Genomic DNA, 15450 nt, shown 5'->3' with positions numbered 1-15450 from the left:
GACGTCGTCGGCGCCCTGTGCCATGCTGATCCCATGAGCGACAGGCTGATGCTGCTGGACACCGCGTCCCTCTACTTCCGGGCGTTCTACGGCGTGCCCGACAAGGTGAAGGCTCCCGACGGGTCCCCCATCAACGCAGCGCGCGGGCTCCTCGACATGATCGCCAAACTCGTCTCCCTGTACGAGCCGACCCACATCGTCGCCTGCTGGGATGACGACTGGCGTCCGCAGTGGCGCGTCGACCTCATCCCCAGCTACAAAGCGCATCGTGTCGTCGAGATCGTGCCCGCTGGCCCCGACGTCGAAGAGGTGCCTGATCCGCTCGAGGCTCAGATCCCGCTGATCCGCGAGTCGCTGACGGTACTCGGCATCCCGATCATCGGCGTCACAGCGCACGAGGCCGACGATGTGATCGGCACCCTCGCCGCGCTCGCGACGATGCCGGTCGACATCGTCACGGGTGACCGTGACCTGTTCCAGCTCATCGACGACGAGCGCAGCATCCGTGTCATCTACACCGCCCGAGGAATGAGCAACCTCGACAATCTCACCGAGCAGAGCGTCGTGGCCAAGTACAGCGTGCTCCCCTCGCAGTACGCCGACTTCGCGACCATGCGCGGCGACGCCTCAGACGGACTCCCGGGGGTTCCCGGCGTCGGAGAGAAGACCGCGGCGACCCTCCTGCAGACGCACGGCGACCTCGCCGGCATCCGCGCGGCCGCCGAGGCCGGCGAAGGCATGAGCGCGGGTCTGCGGGCGAAGATCCTCGCGGCAACCCTCTATCTCGACGTGGCGCCCACAGTGGTCGAGGTTGCGCGCTCACTCGATATCGCGCCGCCCACAGATCCGGTGCGTGCGCTCGATCCGTCCGAGGCGGACGCCGCCATCGCGCTCGCGCAGAAGTGGAATCTCGGCTCGTCGATGGACCGCGCGATCGCTGCGCTCGGGCGCTGAACGCGACGAAACTCTCAGTGATTCAGCCGCGGCGCAGCGCGACGAACATCGCCGACACGAGTGCCGTCGAATAGACAGCCGTCGCAGCGATCACCGCGAGCATCGGCACCTGCCACCCTCCGCTGATCTCGTTCAGCGCACCCAGGAGCGGGGCGCCGAGCGCAGCGAGCACGTATCCGCCACCCTGCACGAGCGCCGACATCGTCGCCGCCTCGGCGTCGGAGCGCGACACGCGGACCATCGCCGTGAAGATCAGGACGAAGCCGCTCGAATGCGCGATCGCTCCGAACGAGGCCCACACGGCCGCCACCTCAGGGGCGAACAGCATCCCGATGACCATCGTGCCGAAGCACGCACCCATCAGCACGCCGGCCGGCACGGCGCCGAGGTACTTCAACAGCACCGGGGCGAGCAACGCCCCGACGATCGCCACGCCCTGGAAAAGCGATGCCAGTGCGCCTGCGGTCGCGGCATCCGTGCCTGTGGTGTCGATCAGCATCGTCGGCAACCAGGTCGACATGCCGTAGTAGATCGCCGACTGCATACCGAACGCGGCGAAGAGCATCCAGACGATCGGGCGGCGCACGATCGCTGCGACACGGTTGTCGACGATGACGGGCAACGGCCCCGTGATGTTCTCGCCGGTGTCGCCACTCTCCCGCTTTCCCGCCTCGCCCGATGCGCGTTCCGCACTTCGCCACGACTTCGAGCGGACGATGTGGACGATCCACAACGCGAGGCCCACGACGGTCACCGAGCTCCAGACCAGCAGAGCGAGCGGCCAGCCCATGAGTTCTGCGAGCGGCACTGTTCCCAGGGCGGTCACGAGCGATCCGACGTTCAGCGTCGCCGAATACGCTGCCGTGGCGACCGCGGTGCGCTCGGGCGGAAGGTCGCGCCGGATGATCACCGGGACGACGACGTTCCCGATCGTGATCGCGGCGCCGATGATGAACATGCCGGCCAGCATCGAGCCGTAGCCGGGCAACGCGCGCACGAACGTGCCGAAGAGCACTCCGCTGAGCGACAAGAGCAGTGCGAGCTCGGCGCCGGCCCGTCGGATCAGAAGCGCGGCAACCGGCGTGATCGCCGCGAACATGATGACGGGAGCCATCGTCAGCAGGCCGGCGGATGCTGCGCCGATACCCAGGTCGCGCACGATGTCCGGCAGCACCGGAGTCACGGCGATGATGGGCGCGCGCAGGCTGAGCGCCGCGACGAGCACGCCCGCGACGACAAGCCACGGGATCGATCGGCGGCTCACTCCGCCCACGCCCTCAGACGCTCAAGCCCCCATGTGGTCACGACCCGCTCGGCCGGTACTCCGGCCTTCTCGGCTCGCTCCGCCCCGTAGTCGAGCAGTGACAACTGCCCCGGCGCATGGGCGTCGGAATCGAGCGAGAACAGACAACCGGCATCCAGCGCGATCGCGATCAGCTCATCCGGCGGGTCCTGCCGCTCGGGTCGCGCATTGATCTCGACGGCGACTCCGTTCTCGGCGCATGCGTCGAACACCGCACGCGCGTCGAATTGCGAGGGAGCTCGCGTGCCGCGCTCGCCCTGCACGAGCCGGCCGGTGCAGTGCCCGAGCACGTTGACATGAGGACTCCTCACCGCGGCGATCATGCGGGCTGTCATCGGCCTCGATTCCATGCGCAATCTGGAATGCACGGATGCCACCACGATGTCGAGCGCACTCAGCAACTCGGCGTCCTGGTCGAGGGCGCCGTCTTCGAGGATGTCGACCTCGATCCCGGCGAACATCGTGAAGCCGTCTGTCGATTCGCCGCGCACGAGCGGCATCTGCTCACGCAGCCGTTCGGCGGACAGCCCCCGGGCGACCCGGAGGCGGGGAGAATGGTCGGTGATCGCAAGGTACTCATGCCCGAGAGCGCGTGCCGCCGCGGCCATCGTTCCGATCGAGGTCGTCCCGTCGGACCAGTCCGTGTGCGCATGGAGATCGCCTCGCAGCTTTCCGCGAAGCACCGATGCGCGTTCAGGCTCGACCTCACCACGCAGCTCCACGAGGTAGTCCGGTGTCTTCCCTGCCTGGACCTGACGTATGACCGCGAAGGTCGACTCGCCGATGCCCTTGGTGGCACGAAGACGGGTCGGATCGTTCAGCACGTCGTCGGGCAGACCCTGCACCGTGGCCGCGGCCTGACGAAACGCCTTCGCCCGGTACCGTGATGCGCGTTCCCGCTCGAGCAGAGTGGCGATCTCCAGCAGTGCGACGACGGGATCCATGATCGTTCAGGCAGAGGCGAGCTCGCGCGTCGCGCCCACCCATGCCTCCAGCTTCGCTGCAGCGCTGCCGTCGTCTACAGCCGCTTCCGCGCGTGCATAGCCGTCGCGAAGGCGGTCGAGGATCGGACGCTGCACCTGCGTCGAGTCCTGGGAGAGTTCGAATGCGACGATCCCGGCCGCCGCGTTGAGCAGGACGATGTCACGCACCGGCCCCTTGGTGCCCGCGAGCGTGTCGCGCAGCACTCCTGCATTGTGCTCGGGAGATCCGCCGATGAGGTCCGCGAGATCGGCGGTGGGGATGCCGAGATCGCGAGGGTCGAGATCGTGCTCGTGGATGTCTCCGAGGGTGACCTCCCAGATGCGGCTGTGGCCGGTGGTCGTCAGCTCGTCGAGGCCGTCGTCTCCGCGGAACACGAGGGCCGTCGCACCGCGAGTCCGGAACACGCCGGTGATGAGCGGAACGCGTTCGAGCTGCGCCACACCGACGGCATTCGCCTCGGCGCGCGCCGGGTTGCAGAGGGGGCCGAGCATGTTGAACACGGTCGGAACGCCGAGTTCCCCACGTGCCCCGCCCGCGTGCTTGAAACCGGGATGAAATGCTGCCGCCCACGCGAAGGTGATGCCCGTGCGATCCAGCACAGCAGCGACCTTGTCCGGAGCAAGCGAGAGCTCGAGGCCGAGCGCACCCAGAACGTCGGACGAACCGGAAGCCGAACTGGCGGCGCGGTTGCCGTGCTTGACGACGGGGATGCCGGTCGCGCCGATGATGATCGCCGCCGTGGTCGAGACGTTCACAGTCCCGACGCGATCTCCGCCGGTGCCGACGATGTCGAGCACATTGGAAGAGACGGGCAACGGGACGGCCGCCTCGAGGATGGCATCACGGAACCCGACGATCTCATCGATCGTCTCGCCCTTGGCGCGCAACGCGATCAGGAAACCCGCAAGCTTGGCATCGGAGACCTTGCCCTGCATCACCTGGCGCATCGCCCACGTCGACTCCCAGACGCTGAGATCGCGTCGCTCCAGGAGAGTCGTGAGCACATCGGGCCATGTCAGGGAATCAGGCATGTCTGCGATCCTATCGGCGCGAACAAATTACCTGCGCACAGCAGTGCAGGCGTACAACCTTGATTTCCCTTGGATTCACCGAGGATTCGCAGTGTCTTCTTAGGGTTCCCTAAGTCAAGGAACAGCGAATCGGGTGCCATGGATGCAAGAATCACGCTCGCAGATCGGCCATAATGGAGACGTGACCACCTCAGCGACTCATGCCCCGGCGGCAAGAACGATCAAGCGGCCCAATCCGGTAGCTGTCGGCACCATCGTGTGGCTCGGCAGCGAGGTGATGTTCTTCGCGGGACTGTTCGCGATCTACTTCACCCTTCGCAGCACGTCTCCCGAGCTCTGGGCAGACCGCACGGAGCTGCTGAACGTCACCTTCGCCGGTGTGAACACAGCGATCCTCGTGCTCTCCTCCGTGACGTGCCAGATGGGCGTCTTCGCCGCTGAGGACCTGCAGCCGTACCGCCTCGCCAAGGGCCAGCTCAACCTCGCCGGCCGCCGCCGCCTGTTCGGCTGGGGAATGGTCGAGTGGTTCTGGCTGACCTTCGCGCTCGGCGCCATCTTCGTATCCGGTCAGGTCTGGGAGTACGCCCAGCTCGTCGCCGAGGGCATGCCGATCCAGGCAGACGCCTATGCCTCGGCGTTCTACCTGACCACGGGCTTCCATGCCCTCCACGTCACCGGCGGACTCATCGCATTCCTGCTCACCATGGGGCGCGCGTTCGCAGTGAAGAACTTCACGCATAAGGAGGCGACCTCCTCGATCGTTGTGTCCTACTACTGGCACTTCGTCGACGTCGTCTGGATCGTGCTGTTCTTCGTCATCTACTTCCTGAAATAAGAGCGGAGCTGAGCTGAGAAATGGTACGAGAGAAGAAGCGTCGCTCGAACGGACGCCGCAGCCCACTGGCGGCCGCGGCACTGATCGGTGCAGGACTCCTCATCACGGGAGGCATCTACGCCGGGGCGTCGGCGGCGATCGCCGCCACTGACACCCGGACGAGCGCGAGCACCATGAGCGTCGAAGACGGCCAGAAGCTGTTCCAGGCGAACTGCGCGACCTGTCACGGACTCAACTTGCAGGGCACAGACAACGGACCGAGCCTCTACGGCGTCGGTGAACTGTCGGTGGAGTTCCAATTGGCGACCGGACGCATGCCGCTCCAGATGCAGGGGCCTCAGGCGCCGCAGAAGAGTCCGCAGTTCACTCAGCCTCAGATCGATGCGATGGCCGCATACGTGCAATCGGAGGCACCAGGGCCGACGTATCCCGCAGATAGGATCCTCGATGGCGGAGGGGATGTCGCAGAAGGCGCTCAGCTCTTCCGCATCAACTGCGCGATGTGCCACAACGTGTCGGCCGCCGGCGGAGCGCTCACCGAGGGCAAGTACGCTCCGGCGCTGACCTCGACGAGCGCACTGCACATCTATGCGGCCATGGTCACCGGCCCGCAGAACATGCCGGTGTTCGGGGACATGAACCTGTCCGACGAAGACAAACGCGACATCATCTCCGCGCTGCTGTTCCAGCAGGAGTCGGTCTCGGTCGGCGGATTCTCCCTCGGGAACCTCGGCCCCGTCTCCGAGGGTCTGTTCGTCTGGATCTTCGGTATCGGCGGTCTCGTCGCCATCACCGTGTGGATCACGGCGAAGTCCAACTGACGCTTAGTCATCGAAGAGGAACGTACGAGGAGCACCATGGCAAACGACGACGACTCGAAGGCCCTTGACCGGGCCTACCAGCCCTCTCCGGGGCTGGGTGTCGCAGTCAGCGATCCCGTGCAGAACCCGGGGCTGCCACCGCACCGTGAGCGGATGACCGACAAGGACCCGAAAGCTGAGAAGCGCGCGGTCCGCACGGTGTACACGCTGTTCTATCTGTCGCTGGCCGGCAGCATCTGGGCAGTCGCGGCGTACATGCTGTTCCCGATCGAAGACGGCTCGCTGGTCGCGATCCGCTACAACAACTTGTTCATCGGGCTCGGCATCGCTCTGGCGCTGCTTTCACTCGGCCTCGGCGCCATCCACTGGTCCAAGGCCCTCATGTCGGACAAGGAGTTCGTCGAGCACCGTCACCCCACGCGTGGGAAGGACTCGACCCGCGAAGCGGCCGTCCAGGCGTTCGCGGACGCGAACGAGGAGTCCGGGTTCGGCCGCCGCACGATGATCCGCAATTCGCTGTTCGCAGCCGTTGTCGCGTCGATCATTCCTGGCGTTGCACTGTTCCGCGGGCTCGCACCGCACAGCACTCCTGAGGACCCCACAGCGGGCGACCCCGTCGTGCTGTTGAAGCAGACCATGTGGGCAGAGGGGCAGCGTCTCGTACGCGACCCCGACGGCACCCCGATCCGTGCGGCGGATGTCACTCTCGGTTCCGCCTTCCACGTGATCCCCGAGGATCTCTCGGAACTGAGCCACGCCGACGGTTATCTCGAGGAGAAGGCGAAGGCTGTCGTGCTGATGATGCGCCTGCGTCCTGAACAACTCATCGAGGCAGAGGACCGCAAGGACTGGTCGTACGACGGCATCGTCGCGTACTCCAAGGTCTGCACGCACGTCGGCTGCCCCGTCGCCCTGTACGAGCAGCAGACGCACCACCTGCTGTGCCCGTGCCACCAGTCGCAGTTCGACGTGACCGATCATGCCAAGGTCATCTTCGGCCCGGCTGCGCGCCCATTGCCGCAACTGCCGATCACCGTCGACGAAGAGGGCTACCTCGTCGCGCGCAGCGACTTCACCGAGCCTGTCGGCCCGAGCTTCTGGGAGCGCTATTGAGTACCGCAACGCTGTCCAAAGAGGACAAGGACACCAAGGCGCCCCTCGGCGGTCGATTCGTCGGCGCCGCGTCGAACTATATCGACGAGCGCACCAGCCTCTCGGGCTTCGTCAAGGAGCTCGGTCGTAAGGTCTTCCCCGACCACTGGTCGTTCATGCTCGGCGAGATCGCTCTGTGGAGCTTCGTCGTCGTCTTCATCTCCGGCTCGTTCCTGACGTTCTTCTTCCAGGCGTCGATGGTCGAGACCTACTACACGGGCGCCTACGCCCCTATGCGTGGCATCGAGATGTCGGCAGCGCTCGAGTCGACGCTGCGAATCTCCTTCGATCTGCGCGGTGGCTTGCTGGTCCGCCAGATCCACCACTGGGCGGCCCTCGTGTTCGTCGCCGGCATCGGCATCCACATGCTGCGCGTGTTCTTCACCGGCGCATTCCGTAAGCCGCGTGAGCTGAACTGGGTCATCGGTTTCGTGCTGTTCATCCTGGCTCTGGCAGAGGGCTTCACCGGCTACTCGCTGCCTGACGACCTGCTCTCTGGCAACGGCCTGCGCATCATCGACGGCATGGTCAAGGGCCTCCCGCTGATCGGCACGTGGACCTCCTTCCTGATCTTCGGTGGAGAATTCCCCGGCACCGACATCGTCGGCCGACTCTATTCGCTGCACATCCTGCTGCTGCCGATGCTGGTCATCGCCCTGATCGTCGTGCACCTGATGCTGATGGTGATCAACAAGCACACGCAGTTCGCCGGCCCCGGCCGCACGAACGACAACGTCGTCGGCTACCCGATGATGCCCGTCTACATGTCCAAGATGGGCGGCTACCTGTTCATCGTCTTCGGCTCGATCGTGCTGATAGCGACGTTCGTTCAGATCAACCCGATCTGGGCGTACGGACCGTATGACCCGTCCCCCGTCTCGGCCGGCACCCAGCCGGACTGGTACATCGGATTCGCTGACGGCGCGCTGCGCCTCGCACCATCGAACTGGGACATCGTGTTCCTCGACCGCACCTGGTCGTTCGGAATCATCGTTCCCGTCCTTGTCCTCGGCCTGTTCATCGTCGCCGTCGCGATCTACCCCTTCCTCGAGGCGTGGATCACCGGCGACAAGCGTGAGCACCACCTCGCCCAGCGTCCGCGCAACGCCGCGACCCGCACCGCGATCGGGGCCGCCGGTGTGATCTTCTACGCGGTTCTGTGGGCGGCTGCGTCCTCCGATCTCATCGCGACGCACTTCATGCTCACGATGGAGGGCGTGATCCACACGCTTCAGGCGCTGCTGTTCCTCGGCCCGATCCTCGGTTACTTCATCACCAAGCGCATCTGCATCGCGCTGCAGAAGAAGGACCGCGAGATCGTGCTGCACGGCTATGAGTCCGGTCGCATCGTCCGTCTTCCCGGCGGCGAGTACATCGAGGTGCACCAGCCGGTCGACACGTACGACCGCTGGAAGCTCATCGATGTCGACGGATATGAGCCCCTCGTCGTGCGACCGAACGACAAGGGCCGCATCCCGTGGACTGAGAACCTGCGCTCCTCGATCTCTCGTTGGTTCTTCGAAGACCGTCTGGCCCCGCTCACGCAGGCGGAGGTCGCCGCCGCAGATGCCCACCAGAGTCACGTCACGACCCAGATGGACGAGTCCGAGGCTGCGGAGATCCAGGGTGCTCACGAGCGCGCCGGGGTTCCTGACGCGCCGCTCAACCCGCCGGCGGAGACCCACATCGACGAGACCGCCAACACGCCGAGTTCCGTGATCGCCACTGATCCGGTGAAGCGCCGTACTGATCGAGCGGAGCGAGACGAAGTGAAGCCCAAGAAGTCGGACGAGAGCGAGTAACGCTCCTCTCCCCTGGGCCCCGTCCAGCGCTCCTCGAGCGCGGACGGGGCCCTTCTTCGTCACGCTCGATCAATGGTGCCTTCCCCAGAGATCCGGAGCGCCGAAGCAGCTGACTTCGGCCGGCTCGAAGAGATTGAGAGCGCCGCGGACACAATGTTCATCGTCCACTTCTCGGCCGAGAACTGGCCCACATCGCCCACCTGGAGCAGCTTTCCGTCCTTCCTGAGTACGGCAAGCAGGGTCACGGACGCATGCTGGTCACGGCAGCAAAATCCCAGGCATGCAGGCGTAGGCACGGGGAGCTCACTCGCCGCGGCGCCGTACGCGTACGCGGCGACCGCCCCGGCGGGCTCGCGCCTCATCTTCCTTGCCGGCGCCTGCCCACTGAACGAAGACGGAGCGACAGACTTCCCGGGCGACTATGCCGCTCAGGCTGCGCGTTGCGTGGAGACGTTGACAAGGGCGCTTGCGGCGGCGGGGGCCTCATTGACTGATGTCATCAGTACCCGGAGGCTGGTGGCCTCCTCTATACGGCAGGACCTCGTGGATGCCTGGGATGTCGTCAGCGCCGCCTTCGGAGACCACGACGTTCCGAGTACGCTCCTCGGCGTCACCGTGCTCGGGTACACTCACCAGCTCGTCGATATCGAGGCGATCGCCGCGGTTGATGCTGCCTGAGTCGGGCGCTCGCTCGACCTGCTGACCGCACGCGATCCGCCCAGCACCCGTGCAAGAAGGTTTTGCCGGCCTCCAAGACATCTGAGCCCGTGAACTTCTTCTTCCACCCCGCCACCAGGCCGCCAGTCGCGATGCCGGTGGAAATCGGATGCTATGCGACCGCAAGAGCGCGCCGTACCGACCGCGAGTTCCATAGGCTGAGACCATGATCGATCGTGCCGACTACTTCGCCGCCAAACTCGCCTACGAAACAGACGCGAGCGACCTGTACGCCCGCCAGAAGGCCTCTGACGATGTCGTGGTGATCGATGTCCGCTCAGACGAGGCGTGGGCGCAGGGACGCATCCCAGAGGCCGTGCACATGCACTACAGCGAGATCGCGACTCGGGCGCCGTCGGAGATCGCCACAGGAAGGGAAGTCGTCGTGTACTGCTGGAGCCCGGGCTGCAACGCTGGGGCGAAAGGTGCTCTGGAGTTCGCGAAGCTCGGCTACACCGTGCGAGAGCTGATCGGCGGTTTCGAGTATTGGGTCCGCGAAGGGTATCCCGTCGCAGACGCCGACGGCATCCATCGGCGTCCCGTCGACCCGCTCACCGGTGTCGCCCGCATCCGCACGCAGGCCTGACCCGCCCTCCGAGCATCAGAGGCCCGGAGCATCTCAGAGGCCCAGCGCATCAGAGGCCCAGCGCATCAGAGGCCCGGAGCATCAGTGGCCCAGCACAGCAGAAAGCCCCAGGACCGAAGTCCCGGGGCTTTCTCAGAACGAGTGAGAGCGGCTCAGCGTGCGAAGTGACCTCGGTAGTACTCGTACACCCAGCCGACGATCGCGACAACGAAGATCGCAACACCGATCGGCAAGAGAAACTGTCCGACGGCCAGTCCGACCAAGAACACCGCTGCAGAGGCTGCGAGCACGATCGGCCACCACGACCACGGGCTGAACTCGCCGAGCTCAGGATCTCCGTCGTCGATGTCTGCCGTCAGAATATCTTCGGGCAGCTCGCCGCCCTGCGCCTTGTGCGTGCGCGCGAGGTAGACCGCGATCATCGCCGACATACAGGCCGCGAAGAGAAGAGCGACGGAACCCACCCACTCCACCTTCGCCGCACCGACCAGTTCGGGATACGCGAGGATGTGCCAGATCGTGTAGGTGATGGCGACGACCAGGAAGAAGCCGGCGAGAATCCACCAGAGAACGACATTGGATCGCATGGCTTACTTGCCCTCTCCGGTCACGCCCGACATGGCCGGCTGAGGTGCGGCGACAGGATGCTCGGCGGCCTCGGGATGGTTCAGGTCGAACGCAGGACGCTCGCTGCGGATGCGCGGGATCGACGTGAAGTTGTGACGCGGCGGCGGGCAGCTGGTAGCCCACTCGAGCGATCCACCGTACCCCCACGGGTCGTTGACCATGACCTTGGGCGCCTTGCGCGCGGTGATCCAGACGTTCAGGAAGAACGGCAGCATCGAAGCGCCGAGGATGACCGCACCGATCGTCGACACCTGGTTGCCCCACGTCCAGCCGTCGGCTTCCGAATAGTCCGCGTACCGACGCACCATGCCGTCGACACCCAGCCAATGCTGGATGAGGAACGTCATGTGGAAGCCCACGAACAGCATCCAGAAGTGCACGTAGCCGAGGCGCTCGTTCAGCATGCGCCCTGTCCACTTGGGCCACCAGAAGTAGAAGCCGGCGAACATCGCGAACACGACCGTTCCGAACACGACGTAGTGGAAATGGGCGACGACGAAGTATGAGTCACTGAGTGCGAAATCCAGCGGGGGCGCTGCGAGGATAACCCCAGTCAGACCGCCGAAGACGAATGTCACGAGGAAGCCCAACGCAAACACCATCGGTGTCTCGAACGTGACAGAACCTCTCCAAAGCGTTCCGATCCAGTTGAAGATCTTCACACCGGTCGGCACGGCGATGAGCATGGTCATCAGCGCGAAGAACGGCAGCAGCACCGAACCGGTGACGTACATGTGGTGGGCCCACACAGCCACGGACAGAGCGGCGATCGCGATCGTCGCGTAGATCAGGGTCTTGTATCCGAAGATCGGCTTGCGGCTGAACACCGGGAAGATCTCCGAGACGATGCCGAAGAACGGCAGCGCGATGATGTAGACCTCCGGATGGCCGAAGAACCAGAACAGGTGCTGCCACAGCAGCACACCGCCATTGGCCGGGTCGAAGATGTGTGCACCGAGGATGCGGTCTGCGGCAGCAGCGAAGATCGCCGCGGCGAGCACCGGGAAGGCCATCAGAATCAGGAGGCTCGTGATCAGCGTGTTCCAGCTGAAGATCGGCATCCGCCACATCGTCATGCCGGGAGCACGCATCGTGATGACCGTGGTGATGAAGTTCACCGCACCGAGGATGGTCCCGAATCCGGACATGCCGAGGCCGACCATCCAGAGGTTCCCACCGGCACCGGGGGTGAACGTCGCACTCGCCAGGGGCTGATACGCGAACCAGCCGAACGATGCGGCGCCCTGCGGGGTGAGGAAGCCGGCGACCGCCATGATGGAGCCGAACGTGAACAGCCAGAAGGCGAACGCGTTGAGTCGCGGGAACGCCACATCCGGCGCTCCGAGTTGCAGCGGCAGGATCGCATTCGCGAAGCCGGCGAACAGCGGAGTCGCGAACATGAGCAGCATGATCGTGCCGTGCATCGTGAACAGCTGGTTGTACTGCTCCTTGGTGGGGACGATCTGCATCCCCGGAGCGAACAACTCGGCACGGATCACCAGCGCCATCACTCCGCCGAGGAGGAAGAACAGCACGGAGGTGATCAGGTACATGTACCCGATGGTCTTGTGGTCAGTGGAAGTGATCCACTTGACGACGATGTTGCCCTTCTGCTCGACGCGGGAGGAGCTCATCAAAGCTGCCTGGCGTGCGGGAACCGCCGTGGGGCGAGCGCCAGCGGGCTGGCTCGGGGCCTCAGTAGTGGTCATGAGGTTACTCTCCCTCTTCTTCGGAGTCCGTCTCGGACGTCGTACCTGTGGTGCCGGGGAGGTTGCTGAGACGGTCGTATGCATCGGTGATGTCGCCCGTGTTCCCCTCCTCACGAAGCGACTCGACGTATGCGTCGTACTCGTCCTGCTCTACGACCTTGACGTTGAAGAGCATCATCGAATGGTACTCCCCGCACAACTCAGCGCACTTGCCGGCGTACTCCCCGACGCGTGTCGGGATGAAGGACCAGGAGTTGTCCTTCCCGATGTACATGTCCTTCTTGTAGAGGAAGTCGATGATCCAGAACGAGTGGATGACGTCACGCGACTGAAGGTTGATGTGCACCTTCTGGTCGACCGGAAGCACCAGGGTCGGCAGCTTCTCAGTGTCGATGTTGCCTTCGGCATCAGGCTGCGCCTGCACGCCCATGGTCCAGACTGCGTCGGAGAGGGCGTCGTCTTCACCGGCGTACATGAAGTCGAACGCCCACTGCTTGCCGATCGCGGTGATCTCGACGTCTGCCTCGTCACCCCACTGCGTCTCGATCGCGGCCTGGTCTCTCGCGGTGAAGAAGAACATGCCCATGACGAGGATGAGCGGGATCACCGTGTAGAAGATCTCGATCGGCATGTTGTAGCGCATCTGCACCGGCAGGCCGGTCTGGCCCTTGCGGCGACGGTACGCGACGGCGGCCCATCCCATGAGGGCCCAGGTGATCATGCCCACGGCGAGAAGGACGATCCAGGAGTTGACCCAGAGCGCTGCGACCCGGTCGGTCTGGTTCGTGGCGGCAGTGCCGTCTTCTACGAAGCCCGGGAGGAATCCGTTGAGTTCGGTGGGAGAGCATCCCGCCAGAGCCACGGCTGCCGCGATTCCCAGGGGAATGGCGGCCCAACGAAGGCGGCGTTTCGAGGGCACGATGCACCTTTCAAGATGACGGACAAGGCATGGTCAAGTCTAGGGCAACCTCACACCTGATTCATGCCAACCACGCAGGTCGAGCACGGCCGACTTTCAGTGGAAGCTGTCTCCGCAGGCGCAGCTTCCGGCTGCGTTCGGGTTGTCGATGGTGAAACCCTGCTCGGAGATCGTGTCCTTGAAATCGATTGCCGCGCCGTCGAGGTACGGGACGCTCATGTTGTCGATGATGACCTCGACGCCGTCGAAATCGACGGTCTCGTCGCCGTCGAGGTAGCGCTCGTCGAAGTAGAGCTGGTAGATCAGGCCGGAGCATCCACCGGGCTGCACGGCGACGCGCAGACGCAGGTCGTCGCGTCCCTCCTGCTCGAGGAGGTTCTTCACCTTGGTCGCCGCCGCGTCCGTCAGTGTGACGCCGTGTGCGGTCGCGGTCTGTGTGGTCAGTGTGGTGTCGCTCATGTCGCTCCTTGTGACAGGCCGCGCGTGCAGGCGGCGTTTCGTTCTGATTCTACCTTCGAGCACCCGGATGGGCGCTGATCAGTTCGCGAAGGCGATCAGCCGGTGATCTCGTTCATACGTGTCAGCAGCAGCGCCTCGGTCGCGACGGCATGACGGAACGTGTCCAGGTGCAGCGACTCGTTGGGGCTGTGGGCACGTGCGTGAGGATCCTCCACTCCGGTGACGAGGATCTGCGCCGCCGGGAATTCCCGCACGAGATCTGCGATGAACGGGATGGACCCTCCGACTCCGAGATCGACCGGGTCTGCGCCATAGCCGTCCGCCATCGCCTGGCGCGCGAGGCTCACAGCCCAACCGCTGGTGTCGACGAGGAATCCGTCGCCGAGATCGACGTCCGAGAACGTCAGCTCCGCGCCGAACGGCACGTGGGCGCGCAGGTGCGCCTCGAGCGCCTCGTACGCGTCCTCACCGGACTGCCCCGGCGCGACGCGCGCGCTGATGACGACGGTCACCTCCGGAAGCAGCGTGTTCGATGCCGAGGCCACGTCTGTCGCGTCGATGCCTATGACCGTGATGGCCGGTTTGTTCCAGATCCGGCTCAGGATGCTGCCCCGCCCGATCGGCGAGGTACCCGGTAGCAGTCCGGCCTCGTCGCGCAGCGTCTCCTCGCTGTAATCGGGAGTCTCGGTGTCGGTCTCGGAGAGTCCTTCCACGGCGACGGCGCCGTCCTCGTCCCAGAGCGTGGCGAGCAGGCGGACCGTCGCCATCATCGCGTCGGGCACCGCTCCCCCGAACATGCCGGAGTGCGACGCGTGATCGAGCGTGCGCACTTTCATCGTGAAGCGTGCGTTGCCGCGCAGGGACACGGTCAGCCCAGGAGTCGTCGAATCCCAGTTGCCGGAGTCGGCGACCACGATCGCGTCCGCACGGAGTGCCTCGGAGTTGTCGCTGAGGAACTGGGCGAACGAGCGCGATCCGTACTCCTCCTCGCCCTCGATGAACAGCGAGACTCCCAGGTCGAGGTCGTCACCGAACACCTCGGATACCGCACGCAGTGACGCGATGTGCGCCATGATGCCGGCCTTGTCGTCGGCGGCACCGCGCCCGTACAACCGCCCATCGCGGACGGTCGGTTCGAAGGGCGGCGTATCCCACAGCTCGTCTGAACCCGGAGGCTGCACATCGTGGTGCGCGTAGAGCAGGATCGTCGGCTTGCCGTTGCGTGCGGCCCGCGTCGCGAGAACAGCGGGCTGACCGTGCTCGTCAGTGCCGGGGATCGCGGCACGCAGCACCCTGACGTCGTCGAAGACGCCGGTGCCGGTCGCAAGCGATGCCACGCGCTCGGCGCTGCGCTCGAGCTGCGTCTGATCGAACGACGGCCATGCGATGCCGGGAATGCGGACGAGGTCGCCGAGGTCGGACAGCGCGGAGGGGATGCCGATGGCCACCGCTTCTGTGACGGCGGATTCGATCGCGGGGTCGACGTTCTGCGTCTGTGAAGTCATGCGAGTAATCTTAAGGCTGAACACCGATCCCTATCCGAGGAGCCTC

At 65.0% G+C, this 15450-nt stretch carries 15 protein-coding genes and 1 pseudogene; 7 read left to right on the top strand and 9 right to left on the bottom strand.

What is annotated here, in order from left to right; all coding sequences use genetic code 11:
* The first annotated feature begins 33 nt into the window (after positions 1-33).
* Positions 34-954, top strand: a complete 921-nt coding sequence (locus JF52_RS0115630; protein ID WP_033107515.1) for a 5'-3' exonuclease — start codon at positions 34-36, stop codon at positions 952-954.
* A gap of 22 nt (positions 955-976) precedes the next feature.
* Here JF52_RS0115630 and JF52_RS0115625 read toward each other — a convergent pair whose 3' ends face one another.
* The 3 genes from JF52_RS0115625 to trpD are packed head-to-tail and all read right to left on the bottom strand — an operon-like array spanning position 977 to position 4272.
* Positions 977-2218: an MFS transporter gene (locus JF52_RS0115625; protein WP_033107619.1), complete on the bottom strand. Its 1242-nt coding sequence runs from the start codon at positions 2216-2218 to the stop codon at positions 977-979.
* The gene (locus tag JF52_RS0115620; protein ID WP_033107514.1) at positions 2215-3201 is read right to left on the bottom strand and encodes a PHP domain-containing protein; all 987 of its coding nucleotides are present in this window, start codon (positions 3199-3201) and stop codon (positions 2215-2217) included. The genes JF52_RS0115625 and JF52_RS0115620 overlap by 4 nt, the downstream gene beginning before the upstream one ends.
* Before the next feature lie 6 nt (positions 3202-3207).
* Complete coding sequence (gene trpD, locus JF52_RS0115615; protein WP_033107513.1) at positions 3208-4272, bottom strand: anthranilate phosphoribosyltransferase; 1065 nt, start codon at positions 4270-4272, stop codon at positions 3208-3210.
* A 142-nt stretch (positions 4273-4414) separates the two neighbouring features.
* Here trpD and ctaE point away from each other — a divergent pair, with 142 nt between their 5' ends.
* From ctaE to qcrB, 4 genes are read left to right on the top strand one after another with little or no spacing between them, the layout of a single operon-like run.
* Positions 4415-5107 carry an aa3-type cytochrome oxidase subunit III gene (ctaE, locus tag JF52_RS0115610; protein ID WP_033107512.1) on the top strand — a complete coding sequence of 231 codons (693 nt, stop codon included), beginning with the start codon at positions 4415-4417 and terminating at the stop codon, positions 5105-5107.
* Positions 5108-5127: 20 nt separating this feature from the next.
* Positions 5128-5928: a cytochrome bc1 complex diheme cytochrome c subunit gene (gene qcrC, locus JF52_RS0115605; RefSeq protein WP_033107511.1), complete on the top strand. Its 801-nt coding sequence runs from the start codon at positions 5128-5130 to the stop codon at positions 5926-5928.
* 36 nt (positions 5929-5964) lie between these two features.
* On the top strand, positions 5965-7041 hold the full coding sequence (qcrA, locus tag JF52_RS0115600) for a cytochrome bc1 complex Rieske iron-sulfur subunit (RefSeq protein WP_033107510.1): 1077 nt from the start codon (positions 5965-5967) through the stop codon (positions 7039-7041).
* Positions 7038-8882, top strand: a complete 1845-nt coding sequence (qcrB, locus tag JF52_RS0115595) for a cytochrome bc1 complex cytochrome b subunit (protein ID WP_052167117.1) — start codon at positions 7038-7040, stop codon at positions 8880-8882. The genes qcrA and qcrB overlap by 4 nt, the downstream gene beginning before the upstream one ends.
* 59 nt (positions 8883-8941) lie before the next feature.
* On the opposite strand, the gene JF52_RS17685 is transcribed toward qcrB, so the two are convergent.
* The gene (locus tag JF52_RS17685) at positions 8942-9127 is read right to left on the bottom strand and encodes a hypothetical protein (protein WP_200881046.1); all 186 of its coding nucleotides are present in this window, start codon (positions 9125-9127) and stop codon (positions 8942-8944) included.
* A gap of 61 nt (positions 9128-9188) precedes the next feature.
* Between JF52_RS17685 and JF52_RS0115590 the strand changes: the two are divergent.
* Together JF52_RS0115590 and JF52_RS0115585 are read left to right on the top strand one after the other, a co-directional pair.
* Positions 9189-9560: pseudogene (locus JF52_RS0115590) on the top strand (RidA family protein); the annotation flags it as partial.
* A 205-nt stretch (positions 9561-9765) separates the two neighbouring features.
* Positions 9766-10185: a rhodanese-like domain-containing protein gene (locus tag JF52_RS0115585; protein WP_033107509.1), complete on the top strand. Its 420-nt coding sequence runs from the start codon at positions 9766-9768 to the stop codon at positions 10183-10185.
* A 152-nt stretch (positions 10186-10337) separates the two neighbouring features.
* Here the strand turns inward: JF52_RS0115585 and JF52_RS0115580 are convergent, their stop codons facing one another.
* The 5 genes from JF52_RS0115580 to JF52_RS0115560 all read right to left on the bottom strand — a co-directional run bounded on the left by JF52_RS0115580 (position 10338) and on the right by JF52_RS0115560 (position 15404).
* On the bottom strand, positions 10338-10772 hold the full coding sequence (locus JF52_RS0115580) for a cytochrome c oxidase subunit 4 (protein ID WP_033107508.1): 435 nt from the start codon (positions 10770-10772) through the stop codon (positions 10338-10340).
* Between the two features lie 3 nt (positions 10773-10775).
* Positions 10776-12521: an aa3-type cytochrome oxidase subunit I gene (ctaD, locus tag JF52_RS0115575; RefSeq protein WP_052167116.1), complete on the bottom strand. Its 1746-nt coding sequence runs from the start codon at positions 12519-12521 to the stop codon at positions 10776-10778.
* Between the two features lie 4 nt (positions 12522-12525).
* On the bottom strand, positions 12526-13440 hold the full coding sequence (ctaC, locus tag JF52_RS0115570) for an aa3-type cytochrome oxidase subunit II (RefSeq protein ID WP_033107507.1): 915 nt from the start codon (positions 13438-13440) through the stop codon (positions 12526-12528).
* A 96-nt stretch (positions 13441-13536) separates the two neighbouring features.
* Positions 13537-13899, bottom strand: a complete 363-nt coding sequence (gene erpA, locus JF52_RS0115565; protein ID WP_033107506.1) for an iron-sulfur cluster insertion protein ErpA — start codon at positions 13897-13899, stop codon at positions 13537-13539.
* 95 nt (positions 13900-13994) lie between these two features.
* Positions 13995-15404, bottom strand: a complete 1410-nt coding sequence (locus tag JF52_RS0115560; protein WP_033107505.1) for a dipeptidase — start codon at positions 15402-15404, stop codon at positions 13995-13997.
* Positions 15405-15450 lie beyond the last annotated feature (46 nt).

Source organism: Microbacterium profundi (genome assembly GCF_000763375.1).
In the GTDB taxonomy this organism is placed as follows: Bacteria; Actinomycetota; Actinomycetes; order Actinomycetales; family Microbacteriaceae; genus Microbacterium; species Microbacterium profundi.
Note: the sequence above shows the minus strand (reverse complement) of the source record. Positions and strands in the feature narration are given on the sequence as shown.